The following is a 12,366-nucleotide window of genomic DNA, read 5'->3' on the forward strand; positions in this document are numbered from 1 at the left end:
CCGCGCGGGGCGGGGTTTGTGAGAGCAAAATACCTTATGCCGCTTCAGGTTTGCGGTGCTTCTCTGGCAGCTTTACCGGCTGAGTCGCCAGCTCTTCTGGTTCGAAATCATCCACGTTAATACTGCGCAGACGGCTCTCTTCGGCTTTCACCAGAATCGCAGCTTCGCTGTTGTCGATGATGCCACCCGCCAGCGCCTGTTTTGCCAGCTCATCCAGTCGTGTAAACGGCAGGTTTTTGCCCAGCTGTTTGCAGATCTTCTGGTGAATCGGGTCGGCGGCCATCACGTCAAGCAGCGCTTCTTCCAGCAAACCTACCGGGTTATGCGGGGTAGGTTCCAGGTATTGACCACGGCCAATACGGGAACGGGTTGCGCTTGGTACCTGGAGGATCTTCGCCACTTTATGATCCAGCTTGTCAGACGGTGCCAGATGGTGACGACCGGTCGGGAAGATCACCGCGCGCAGGGCGCCCGCCACGAAGCGGTTCGGGAAGTTTGCCAGCAGGTCGTCAATCGCCTGTTCCGCCTGATACATCGCATCCTGCACGCCCCAGTGCACCAGCGGCAGATCCGCTTCCTGACGGCCTTCATCGTCGTAGCGTTTCAGCACCGCAGAGGCCAGGAAGATCTGGCTCAGCACATCACCCAGACGGGCGGAGATGCGTTCGCGACGCTTCAGGCTTCCGCCCAGAACGGCCATGGAGACGTCAGACAGCAGCGCCAGGTTAGCGCTCAGACGGTTCAGGTGTTGGTAGTAACGTTTGGTTGCATCGCGGGTCGGCGTCGCGCTGGTCAGCCCCCGCGTCAGGCCGAGCCAGAAGCTGCGAACTTCATTGCTGCCAACGTGACCGATATGTTTGAACAGCAGCTTGTCGAAGGCATCCACGTCGTTATTCTGCGCGGCGGCCATCTCTTCCAGCACGTACGGATGGCAACGAATCGCACCCTGGCCGAAGATCATCATGCTGCGGGTCAGGATGTTTGCCCCTTCCACGGTGATGGCAATCGGTGCGCCCTGATAGCCGCGCGCCAGGAAGTTGCCTTCGCCAAGCATAATGCCTTTACCGCCTGCGATATCCATTGCATCAATAATTGACTGCTGTGCACGGTGGGTACAGTGGTACTTCACAATCGCCGACAGCACGGCGGGTTTCTCGCCCAGCATAATACCGTAGGTAATCAGCGAGGCTGCGGCGTCCATCACGTAGGCATTGCCCGCAATACGCGCCAGCGGCTCTTCGATACCTTCCATCTTGCCGATGGAGATTTTGAACTGACGGCGGATATGCGCGTAAGCCCCAATCCCCATCGCCACCGATTTCAGACCGCCGGTAGAGTTCGACGGCAGGGTAATGCCGCGGCCCACCGACAGACATTCCACCAGCATACGCCAGCCCTGACCGGCCATTTTCGGACCACCGATGATGTAGTCAATCGGCACAAAGATATCCTGACCGCGAGTCGGGCCGTTCTGGAACGGTACGTTCAGCGGGAAATGACGACGACCAATTTCAACCCCCGGGGTCGAGGTTGGGATCAGCGCACAGGTAATGCCCAGATCTTCTTCACCGCCCAGCAGTTTTTCCGGGTCAGAAAGTTTGAACGCCAGACCGAGTACGGTGGCGATAGGCGCCAGGGTGATATAACGTTTGTTCCAGGTCAGGCGCATGCCCAGCACCTGTTCGCCCTGCCATTCGCCCATGCAGACCACGCCAGTATCCGGGATCGCACCGGCATCAGAACCGGCTTCCGGGCTGGTCAGCGCGAAGCACGGAATTTCCTGACCACGCGCCAGACGCGGCAGATAGTGATCTTTCTGCTCTTCCGTACCGTAATGCTGTAACAGCTCGCCCGGGCCTAAGGAGTTTGGCACGCCAACGGTGATCGCCAGGATCCCGGAAACACCCGCCAGTTTTTGCAGGACGCGAGCCTGAGCGTAAGCGGAGAATTCCAGACCGCCGTACTCTTTCTTAATGATCATCGCGAAGAAGCGATGCTCTTTCAGATATGCCCACAGCTCAGGCGGCAGGTCGGCCATTTCGTGAGTGATGGCAAAATCGTTCGCCATGCGGCAGGCTTCTTCCACCGGGCCGTCAATAAAGGCTTGTTCTTCGGCGGTCAGACGCGGCTGCGGGTAGTTGTGCAGCTTTTTCCAGTCCGGGTTGCCCTGGAACAGATCGCCTTCCCACCAGGTCGTACCGGCGTCAATCGCTTCTTTCTCTGTACGCGACATCGGCGGCATCACTTTACGGAATCCCCTGAACACCGGCACAGAGATCATCGACTTACGCATCGGCGTCAGGTTAAACGGTAGTAAAATGATGGCCAGGGGAACAAGAACCCAGATATTCCACAGGCCAGCGACGCCAAGTGCAGCCGTCCAGGCCAGAAGAATCAGGCTACTCAGGAATAAACTGACACGGTGATAGAACAACACACCGAGCAGTACAACGGTTGCGAGAATGCTCAAAATCATCATAAAGAAAAGCTCCCTTGCTTGTAGGAGGTCTGACCACTTGTGATGATATGGTTGTAGTTGATGTCATTTCCTTTAGCAATGTGTTTACAAAATAATTACAACCTGGTTCACATTGTTCGCGTTTTAGCCGGCACAAAAAATCAAAACGCCGGACGATTCGCATGGCTTTAGCTTCTCGCTTTTACTGCTATCCGGTACACTCCACTGTGTTATTTCATCAATACTGAAGGATTATCCTCATGTACCAGGATCTTATTCGTAACGAACTGAACGAAGCGGCGGAAACGCTGGCGAACTTTCTGAAAGATGATGCCAATATTCACGCTATTCAGCGCGCGGCGGTCCTGCTTGCCGACAGCTTCAAAGCCGGCGGTAAAGTGCTCTCCTGCGGTAACGGCGGTTCGCACTGTGACGCCATGCACTTCGCCGAAGAGCTGACCGGACGCTATCGCGAAAACCGTCCGGGCTACCCGGCGATTGCGATTTCCGACGTGAGCCACATCTCCTGTGTAGGCAACGACTTCGGTTACGACCATATCTTTTCCCGCTACGTTGAAGCCGTAGGCCGTGAAGGCGACGTGCTGCTGGGGATCTCCACGTCCGGTAACTCCGCTAACGTGATCAAAGCGATCGCCGCCGCGCGTGAGAAGGGCATGAAAGTGATCACCCTGACCGGGAAAGATGGCGGTAAGATGGACGGTACAGCGGACATTGAAATCCGTGTACCACACTTCGGTTATGCGGATCGCGTTCAGGAAATTCACATCAAAGTGATCCACATCCTGATCCAACTGATCGAAAAAGAGATGGTTAAGTAAGACTTCGCTGGGGGGCGCCGGTGCCCCCCGCTGTTGTGGAGGTGTTCTATGTGCGAACTGCTCGGGATGAGCGCCAATGTGCCAACCGATATCTGCTTTAGTTTCACCGGGCTGGTTCAGCGCGGTGGAGGAACCGGGCCGCATAAAGACGGCTGGGGCATTACCTTCTACGAAGGCAAAGGATGTCGCACGTTTAAAGATCCACAGCCCAGCTTTAACTCACCCATTGCCAGACTGGTGCAGGACTATCCTATTAAATCCTGTTCGGTGATCGCCCATATCCGCCAGGCCAATCGTGGCGAAGTGGCGCTGGAAAATACCCATCCGTTTACCCGTGAACTGTGGGGACGTAACTGGACCTATGCGCACAACGGGCAGCTCTCGGGCTATAAATCACTGGAAACCGGCAATTTTCGTCCTGTCGGTGAAACGGACAGCGAAAAAGCATTTTGCTGGCTGCTGCACAAGCTGACCGAGCGCTACCCCCGTACGCCCGGCAACATGACCGCAGTATTTAAGTACATAGCGTCACTGGCGTCTGAGTTACGCGAGAAGGGCGTGTTTAATATGCTGCTGTCTGACGGACGCTACGTGATGGCATTCTGCTCGACGAATCTGTTCTGGATCACCCGACGTGCGCCGTTTGGCGTCGCCACGCTGCTCGATCAGGATGTGGAAATTGATTTTCAGAAGGAGACCACACCGAACGATGTGGTCACTGTCATTGCAACGCAGCCGCTGACGGGCAACGAAACCTGGCAAAAGATCATGCCAGGCGAGTGGGCGCTATTTTGTCTCGGGGACCGCGTAATTTGACGCCAGCTGAGGCTGAACCACTTCATGGCTGAGCGGTTTACTCACCACGTAACGGCCATTGACGATGGACACCACCGGCGGCTTATGGGTCTGCTCGAAGTAGTCATAACCCGGTTTTAGCTGTTTCCAGAAATCTGTGTAAACAGAGTACTTATGGCGCGCCATGTTGGCATCCGTCATACGGAACGGATAGATGCTGACCTGAACATTCGGCTGGCCGAAGACCAGTGCGCCCGTGACAAACTGGAAGATTTCATCAATGCCGGAATCCGTCATCGCATAACAGCCGACAGACACGCAGGCGCCGTGGATCATCAGGTATTTCCCTTCGTAACCGTGCGCACGGTCAAAGGCGTTAGGGAAACCGATGTTAATCGCTTTATAAAAGCGGCTGTCCGGTTTTAGCTGGCTACGCTGAACGTTGTAAAACCCTTCCGGACTTTTGAAGTCACCCTGGCGCTGTTTCGGCCCCAGTCCGCCAGAATAGTTACAGATTTTGTAGCTATCGAGCAGTTGATACGTCTCGCCCATTTTGACAAACAGATCGAGTGTGCGCTCTTCCTTGAAGATTTGAATATAAACCGGGGAACCCATCAACTGCTGTTTATACTCTTTGCTGACCGGCGTCGTTGAACTATTACTGCCAAGCAGCCCGGCAAACGACATGCACGGTATCAGAAGCATCGCAATGAACAATGCGATTTTACGCATACTACTGGTTCCTTGATAAAACAATGACCAACTTGCCAGAACGGCAAAAGACACCCGAAATCAGACTAATCTGGACAGGAGCGCTCACATTAGCACCGATGGAGATTTTCGCAAGAGCCAACCTTTGCGTTTACAAATTAGTTTTACTTTATAACCCATTCATATTGTCCTGACTCCAGGAACTTTGCGCAATAGCTCGCATTTCGGCGCGCCAGACGGCGGATTTACTGCCCTTGGCAGGGCCGAAAATGGTACACTCCGGCCTCTCTGGATTGTTGTTCATGGATACCTGCTAACCACATGTTTAGAATCAGAAAAGGACTCGATCTGCCAATCTCTGGCGTGCCTGAAAAGCACGTAACGACCGGCGCCAGTATTCATCATGTCGCTATTGTGGGTGATGATTACGTGGGCATGCGCCCCGCGATGCTGGTACAGGAAGGCGATCGTGTAATAAAAGGCCAGGCACTCTTCGAGGATAAAAAAAATCCTGGCGTTATGTTTACAGCCCCTGCCAGCGGTACCGTCGTCGCCATCCATCGTGGTGAGCGTCGCGTCCTGCAGTCGGTTGTCATTCAAATTGAAGGTGACGAAAAACGCGAGTTTGCGCGTTTTGACGCCGCCGATCTCGCTACCCTCAGCCACGACGCGGTGCAGACGCAACTGCTGGAGTCAGGACTGTGGACGGCGCTTCGCACGCGTCCCTATAGCAAAACACCCGTACCTGGCACTGTGCCAGCCGCTATCTTCGTTACGGCTATCGACACCAACCCGCTCAGCGCGGATCCGCAGCCTCTTATCCTGGCGGAACGCAAAGCTTTCGATGCCGGCCTCACCGTGTTAACGCGCCTGACGCCGGGCAAAGTGCATGTCTGCCAGGCCAGCGGCGGTAAGCTGGGCGGGCATCCGCAAGGGCAGGTCGCCTTTAATGAATTTGCCGGCCCGCATCCGGCCGGGCTGGTGGGAACGCATATTCATTTCCTGGAGCCGGTAAGCCTGACGAAACAGGTCTGGCATCTTAATTATCAGGACGTGATCGCTATCGGTAAGCTCTTCACCACGGGTGAGCTGTGCGCAGAACGCATTATTGCCATCGGCGGCCCTCAGGCAACCCAACCGCGTCTGGTTCGCACGCTGCTTGGGGCAGACCTGACGGCGCTGTTGGCTGGCGAAACGAAAGAAGGTGAAAACCGCATTATTTCCGGTTCGGTGCTGAGCGGCAGACACGCGACAGGCCCGATGGCCTGGCTGGGTCGTTTCCATCTTCAGGTGAGCGTGGTGCTTGAAGGGCGTGAGAAAGAGCTGTTCGGCTGGGTGCTTCCTGGCGCGGAAAAATACTCGGTAACCCGTACCACGCTCGGCCACTTTTTGCGTCGTAAGCTGTTTAACTTCTCCACCAGCACCAACGGCGGTGAGCGCGCCATGGTCCCGATTGGCAACTACGAACGCGTGATGCCGCTGGATATTCTGCCCACTGTGCTGCTGCGCGATCTGCTGGCTGGCGATACCGACGGTGCCCAGGCGCTGGGCTGTCTGGAGCTGGACGAAGAAGATCTGGCGCTGTGTACCTATGTGTGTCCAGGTAAATACGAATATGGACCCGTATTGCGCGAGGTGTTAACCCGCATTGAGCAGGAAGGATAACCATGGGCTTAAAACACCTCTTTGAAAAAATAGAGCCGCACTTTACCGAAGGGAAGCTCAAAAAGTACTACCCGCTGTATGAAGCGACAACGACCATTTTCTACACCCCGGGTCTGGTGACGAAAGGCGCGGCGCACGTTCGCGACGCCATCGACCTCAAGCGAATGATGATTCTGGTCTGGTTTGCGGTCTTCCCGGCCATGTTCTGGGGGATGTATAACGTTGGGTTGCAGACTATTCCGGCGCTGCACCATATGTACGATGCAGAGCAGCTGGCGCAGGTGATTCAGTCTGACTGGCACTATCGTCTGGCGCAGTCGCTCGGGGTGAGCTTTGCGGCAGATGCAGGCTGGATCAGCATGATGACGCTGGGCGCTGTCTTCTTCCTCCCCATCTATATGACTGTCTTTATTGTGGGCGGTTTCTGGGAGGTTCTGTTCGCTATTATTCGCAAACATGAGATCAACGAGGGCTTCTTTGTTACCTCTATTCTGTTTGCGCTAATTGTTCCGCCAACGCTGCCGCTCTGGCAGGCGGCGATGGGGATCAGCTTTGGCGTGGTGATTGCCAAGGAGATCTTCGGCGGGACCGGACGCAACTTCCTCAACCCGGCACTGGCAGGGCGCGCGTTCCTGTTCTTTGCTTATCCGGCGCAAATCTCGGGCGACCTGGTGTGGACGGCAGCAGACGGATTCTCCGGCGCGACGCCACTTTCACAGTGGGCGGCAGGCGGCGGCGAAACGCTGGTCAACAATGCAACCGGACAGCCTGTCACCTGGTTTGATGCGTTTATTGGCAATATTCCAGGCTCCATCGGTGAAGTGTCTACCCTGATGATTTTGATCGGCGGAGCCATCATCCTCTTTGGCCGCGTGGCGTCCTGGCGCATTGTCGCTGGCGTCATGCTTGGGATGGTCCTCACCGCTACGCTTTTCAATTTTATTGGTTCAGACACTAACCCGATGTTCTCCATGCCGTGGTACTGGCACCTCGTGCTGGGAGGCTTTGCGTTTGGCATGATGTTCATGGCCACCGATCCCGTCTCGGCTTCGTTTACCGACAGAGGAAAATGGTGCTACGGCGCGCTCATTGGGGTGATGTGTGTACTGATTCGCGTGGTCAACCCGGCCTATCCGGAAGGGATGATGTTGGCCATTCTGTTTGCCAATCTGTTTGCGCCGCTGTTCGACTATCTGGTCGTGCGCGCCAACATTAAGCGGAGGAAGGCGCGTGGCTGAGATCAAAAATAACGACAGTATCAGCAAAACGCTGCTGGTGGTGCTGGTACTGTGTCTGGTCTGTTCCATTGTCGTGGCCGGTTCTGCCGTTGGGTTGAAACCGCTACAGCAGGAGCAACGTGCGCTGGATAAACAGCGTAACATCCTTGCCGTTGCCGGGCTGATGCAGGAAGGCATGACGAAGGATGACGTCGCAGCGGTGTTTGCCGAACGCATTACCGCACGGCTGGTGGATTTAAAAACCGGGGAGTTAATGGATAAAGACCCGGCGAAATATAACCAGGCGCTGGCGCTAAAAGATCCGCAGATGAGCACCATGCTTGACGCCTCGCAGGATCCGGCAGGCATTAAGCGCCGCAGCAATGTCGCGGAGATTTACCTCGTCCGCGACGAGCAAAAGCGCATCCAGGAAATCGTGTTGCCCATCTATGGCAACGGTTTATGGTCAATGATGTACGCCTTTGTGGCGCTGGATACCGATGGCCGTACGGTCAAAGGCATTACATATTACGATCAGGGCGAAACACCAGGGCTGGGGGGCGAAGTTGAGAACCCTAACTGGCGGGCACAGTTTGTCGGTAAAAAAGTGCTCGATGACAACGGCCAGCCTGCGCTGAAGGTGGTGAAAGGAGGAGCGCGTCCCGGTGATGAATTTGCCGTTGATGGCCTTTCCGGCGCCACGCTCACCTCTAATGGGGTGCAGCACAGCTTTGATTTCTGGATGGGTGAACTGGGCTTTGGTCCCTTCCTGAAGAATGTACGTGAAGGAGCGCTGAACAATGGCTGATACGGGTGAACTGAAAGAAGTTAAAAAGGTGCTGATTGGCCCACTTTTAGCCAATAACCCGATAACGCTTCAGGTGCTGGGTGTATGCTCGGCTCTGGCGGTAACCACCAAGCTGGAAACGGCGGTGGTCATGACGCTGGCGGTAACGCTGGTGACAGCGTTTTCCAGCATGTTTATCTCAATGATCCGCCACCACATACCCAACAGCGTGAGGATCATTGTCCAGATGGCGATCATCGCCTCGCTGGTGATCGTGGTTGATCAGCTTCTGCGCGCCTTCGCTTATGAAACCTCGAAGCAGCTTTCGGTGTTTGTCGGCCTGATTATCACCAACTGTATCGTGATGGGGCGCGCTGAAGCCTATGCGATGAAAATGCCGCCACTGGCGAGCTTTATGGACGGTATCGGCAACGGGCTGGGTTACGGTGTGATCCTGTTGACGGTTGGTTTCCTGCGCGAACTTATTGGCAGCGGCAAACTGTTTGGCATTCCGGTGCTGGATACGGTACAGAACGGCGGCTGGTATCTGCCGAACGGTTTGTTCCTGCTGGCACCAAGCGCATTTTTCATTATCGGTTTGCTGATCTGGCTGATTCGTACGCTGAAGCCTGAACAGCAGGAAAAGGAGTAACCGACGATGGCTCATTACCTGAGTTTATTTGTGCGCGCGGTGTTTGTTGAAAACATGGCGCTCGCTTTCTTCCTGGGCATGTGTACGTTCCTTGCTGTTTCTAAGAAGGTATCGACGGCATTCGGTCTGGGTGTGGCGGTCACTGTTGTGCTGGGGCTTTCCGTTCCGATTAACAACCTGGTGTTCAACTTCGTGCTTCGCGATGGCGCGCTGGTGGAGGGCGTTGATCTTAGCTTCCTGAACTTCATCACCTTTATCGGGGTGATTGCGGCGCTTGTTCAGATCCTGGAGATGATCCTCGATAAATACTTCCCGTCGCTGTACAACGCACTGGGGATCTTCCTGCCGCTAATCGCGGTGAACTGCGCCATTTTCGGCGGCGTCTCATTTATGGTTCAGCGCGATTACAACTTCAGTGAATCGGTTGTGTATGGTTTCGGTTCCGGTATCGGCTGGATGCTGGCGATTGTTACCATGGCGGGGATCCGTGAAAAAATGAAATATGCCAACGTACCTGCGGGGCTTCGTGGCTTAGGGATCACCTTTATCACCACCGGCCTGATGGCGTTGGGCTTTATGTCCTTCTCCGGTGTGCAGCTATAAGGGCTAAAAGATGGAAATTATTCTTGGCGTGGTGATGTTCACGCTGATAGTACTGGTGCTGTCAGGGCTGATCCTGGCAGCGCGTGCGAAGCTGGTGAATTCCGGGGATGTGATCATTGATATCAATGACGATCCGCAGAATCAGATCCGTACCCCGGCAGGGGATAAGCTGCTTAATACGCTCTCCGGCAACGGGATTTTTGTCTCGTCTGCCTGTGGCGGCGGTGGCTCCTGTGGACAGTGCCGTGTGACGGTGAAAGAGGGAGGCGGTGATATTCTGCCAACAGAACTGTCGCATATCACGAAGCGTGAAGCGAAAGAGGGCTGCCGTCTGGCGTGTCAGGTCGCTGTGCGCCAGAACATGAAGATTGAGCTGCCGGAGGAGATCTTCGGCGTGAAAAAATGGGAGTGCGAAGTTATCTCTAACGATAACAAAGCCACGTTCATTAAAGAGCTCAAGCTGCGCGTTCCTGAAGGGGAGAGCGTCCCGTTCCGTGCGGGTGGGTATATCCAGATTGATTGTCCGGCACATACCGTGGCGTATGCTGACTTCGACGTGCCCGAGGAGTACCGGGCTGACTGGGATAAATTTAACCTCTTCCGCTTTGTTTCCGAAGTAAAAGAGCCCGCGCTTCGCGCTTATTCCATGGCTAACTACCCGGAAGAGAAGGGCATTATTATGCTCAACGTGCGTATCGCCACGCCGCCGCCGAATGTGCCTGATGCACCCCCTGGCGTCATGTCGTCCTATATCTGGTCCCTCAAGCCTGGCGACAAAGTGACGATTTCCGGCCCGTTCGGCGAATTCTTTGCCAAAGACACCGACGCGGAAATGGTCTTTATCGGCGGCGGTGCGGGTATGGCGCCGATGCGTTCACATATCTTTGACCAGCTCAAACGCCTTGGCAGCAAGCGCAAGATCAGCTTCTGGTACGGGGCGCGTTCACTGCGCGAAATGTTCTATGACGATGAGTTTGAACAACTGGCACGTGATAACCCTAACTTTACCTTCCATGTGGCGTTATCCGATCCGCAGCCGGAAGATAACTGGACAGGTTATACGGGCTTCATCCACAACGTGCTGTATGAAAATTACCTCAAACAGCACCCGGCACCGGAAGATTGCGAGTTTTATATGTGTGGCCCGCCAATGATGAACGCTGCCGTGATTAAGATGCTAAAAGATCTTGGCGTGGAAGATGAGAACATCATGCTCGATGATTTCGGAGGCTGATTATGCTGACCTTTCTGGCGACCTTTGCGGTGTTTGTACTGGTGATATTCGGGATGTCCTTAGGCTGGATCATCAAGCGTAAAAGCATCCAGGGCAGCTGTGGAGGTATATCTTCCATCGGAATGGAAAAAGTGTGCGATTGTCCGGAACCGTGCGATGCGCGAAAAAAACGGATGGCTCGCGAGCAGCAACGCATTATTTAGTTTTGTATGTCGGGTAAGGCAACGCCGCCACCCGACAATTCCCACGCATACTTCTCAACCCTCATTTGTTTACTGTATACTTATCCAGTAATGAGTGAGGGCTTACTATGCGCAAAATAATCCATGTCGATATGGACTGCTTTTTTGCCGCAGTGGAGATGCGTGACAACCCGGCGCTGCGGGATATTCCCATCGCCATTGGCGGCAGCCGGGTTCAGCGCGGTGTCATCAGCACCGCCAACTATCCTGCTCGCAAATACGGTGTGCGCAGCGCCATGCCGACAGCGATGGCGCTGAAACTGTGCCCGCATCTCACTCTTTTGCCCGGACGTTTTGATGCCTATAAAGAAGCATCGAGCCACATTCGGGAGATCTTCTCCCGCTACACCTCTCTGATTGAACCGTTATCGCTGGATGAAGCCTATCTGGATGTCACCCACAGCGTGCACTGCCACGGCTCCGCCACCCTGATGGCGCAGGAGATCCGCCAGACTATTTTTAACGAGCTGAACCTGACGGCATCGGCAGGCGTCGCGCCGATAAAATTTCTCGCCAAAATCGCCTCCGATTTAAATAAGCCCAACGGCCAGTACGTCATCACCCCGGAAGAAGTTCCGGCGTTTTTAAAGACGCTGCCGCTCAGCAAAATCCCCGGTGTGGGTAAAGTCTCCGCCGCGAAGCTGGAAAATATGGGGCTACGCACCTGTGAAGACGTTCAGCGCAGCGATCTGGCGCTGCTGCTTAAGCGTTTTGGTAAGTTTGGCCGCGTACTGTGGGAACGCAGTCAGGGCATTGATGACCGGGATGTGAACAACGAACGGCTGCGTAAATCGGTCGGCGTTGAACGCACGCTGAGCGAAGATATCCATGACTGGACAGAGTGTGAAACCATTATTACGGAACAACTCTATCCTGAGCTTGAACGACGCTTACTGAAGGTCAAACCAGATCTGCTTATTGCCCGGCAGGGCATCAAACTGAAATTTAACGATTTTCAACAGACGACGCAGGAGCACGTCTGGCCACGCCTCAACAAAGAGGATCTTATTGCGACGGCAAAAAAGGCATGGGAAGAGCGGCGGGGCGGACGAGGGGTAAGGCTGGTGGGGCTGCACGTCACATTGCTGGATCCGCAGCTGGAGCGTCAGCTGGTGCTGGGACTGTAGATTAGGCTAATCGTATGCCCGGTAAGCGAAGCGCCA

Annotated in this window: 12 protein-coding genes; 10 read left to right on the top strand and 2 right to left on the bottom strand. The window is 54.9% G+C overall.

Annotated elements, in window-relative coordinates:
- Positions 1 to 34 precede the first annotated feature (34 nt).
- Positions 35 to 2,479 (bottom strand): acyl-CoA dehydrogenase FadE, encoded by a 2,445-nt coding sequence (gene fadE, locus IPZ49_RS18295; protein WP_063146730.1) that lies wholly within the window; start codon positions 2,477 to 2,479, stop codon positions 35 to 37.
- A gap of 239 nt (positions 2,480 to 2,718) precedes the next feature.
- On the opposite strand from fadE, the gene lpcA reads away from it, so the two are divergent.
- Positions 2,719 to 3,297: a D-sedoheptulose 7-phosphate isomerase gene (gene lpcA / locus IPZ49_RS18300; RefSeq protein ID WP_003863232.1), complete on the top strand. Its 579-nt coding sequence runs from the start codon at positions 2,719 to 2,721 to the stop codon at positions 3,295 to 3,297.
- Positions 3,298 to 3,345: 48 nt separating this feature from the next.
- Positions 3,346 to 4,113 (top strand): class II glutamine amidotransferase, encoded by a 768-nt coding sequence (locus IPZ49_RS18305; protein WP_017383120.1) that lies wholly within the window; start codon positions 3,346 to 3,348, stop codon positions 4,111 to 4,113.
- Here the strand turns inward: IPZ49_RS18305 and dpaA are convergent.
- The gene (gene dpaA / locus IPZ49_RS18310) at positions 4,084 to 4,824 is read right to left on the bottom strand and encodes a peptidoglycan meso-diaminopimelic acid protein amidase (protein WP_023305486.1); all 741 of its coding nucleotides are present in this window, start codon (positions 4,822 to 4,824) and stop codon (positions 4,084 to 4,086) included. The two genes, IPZ49_RS18305 and dpaA, sit on opposite strands and share 30 nt — an antisense overlap.
- A gap of 300 nt (positions 4,825 to 5,124) precedes the next feature.
- On the opposite strand from dpaA, the gene IPZ49_RS18315 reads away from it, so the two are divergent.
- The 8 genes from IPZ49_RS18315 to dinB all read left to right on the top strand — a co-directional run bounded on the left by IPZ49_RS18315 (position 5,125) and on the right by dinB (position 12,330).
- Complete coding sequence (locus IPZ49_RS18315; RefSeq protein ID WP_063146729.1) at positions 5,125 to 6,468, top strand: Na(+)-translocating NADH-quinone reductase subunit A; 1,344 nt, start codon at positions 5,125 to 5,127, stop codon at positions 6,466 to 6,468.
- Positions 6,469 to 6,470: 2 nt separating this feature from the next.
- Entirely contained in the window at positions 6,471 to 7,706 is a 1,236-nt protein-coding gene (locus IPZ49_RS18320; protein WP_022647143.1) for an NADH:ubiquinone reductase (Na(+)-transporting) subunit B, read from the top strand.
- On the top strand, positions 7,699 to 8,493 hold the full coding sequence (locus tag IPZ49_RS18325) for a Na(+)-translocating NADH-quinone reductase subunit C (RefSeq protein ID WP_022647144.1): 795 nt from the start codon (positions 7,699 to 7,701) through the stop codon (positions 8,491 to 8,493). Before IPZ49_RS18320 ends, IPZ49_RS18325 begins: the two co-directional genes overlap by 8 nt.
- Positions 8,486 to 9,124 carry an NADH:ubiquinone reductase (Na(+)-transporting) subunit D gene (locus tag IPZ49_RS18330; RefSeq protein WP_003863219.1) on the top strand — a complete coding sequence of 213 codons (639 nt, stop codon included), beginning with the start codon at positions 8,486 to 8,488 and terminating at the stop codon, positions 9,122 to 9,124. The genes IPZ49_RS18325 and IPZ49_RS18330 overlap by 8 nt, the downstream gene beginning before the upstream one ends.
- Before the next feature lie 6 nt (positions 9,125 to 9,130).
- On the top strand, positions 9,131 to 9,727 hold the full coding sequence (nqrE, locus tag IPZ49_RS18335) for an NADH:ubiquinone reductase (Na(+)-transporting) subunit E (protein ID WP_003863217.1): 597 nt from the start codon (positions 9,131 to 9,133) through the stop codon (positions 9,725 to 9,727).
- A 10-nt stretch (positions 9,728 to 9,737) separates the two neighbouring features.
- Positions 9,738 to 10,961, top strand: coding sequence for an NADH:ubiquinone reductase (Na(+)-transporting) subunit F (nqrF, locus tag IPZ49_RS18340; protein WP_015571374.1), 1,224 nt, complete (start codon positions 9,738 to 9,740; stop codon positions 10,959 to 10,961).
- A gap of 2 nt (positions 10,962 to 10,963) precedes the next feature.
- Positions 10,964 to 11,164, top strand: coding sequence for a (Na+)-NQR maturation NqrM (gene nqrM / locus IPZ49_RS18345; protein ID WP_003863212.1), 201 nt, complete (start codon positions 10,964 to 10,966; stop codon positions 11,162 to 11,164).
- Between the two features lie 107 nt (positions 11,165 to 11,271).
- Positions 11,272 to 12,330, top strand: a complete 1,059-nt coding sequence (gene dinB / locus IPZ49_RS18350; protein ID WP_048965736.1) for a DNA polymerase IV — start codon at positions 11,272 to 11,274, stop codon at positions 12,328 to 12,330.
- The last annotated feature ends 36 nt before the right edge of the window (positions 12,331 to 12,366 follow it).

Source organism: Enterobacter cloacae complex sp. S2 (assembly GCF_015159675.1).
Classification (GTDB): domain Bacteria; phylum Pseudomonadota; class Gammaproteobacteria; order Enterobacterales; family Enterobacteriaceae; genus Enterobacter; species Enterobacter intestinihominis.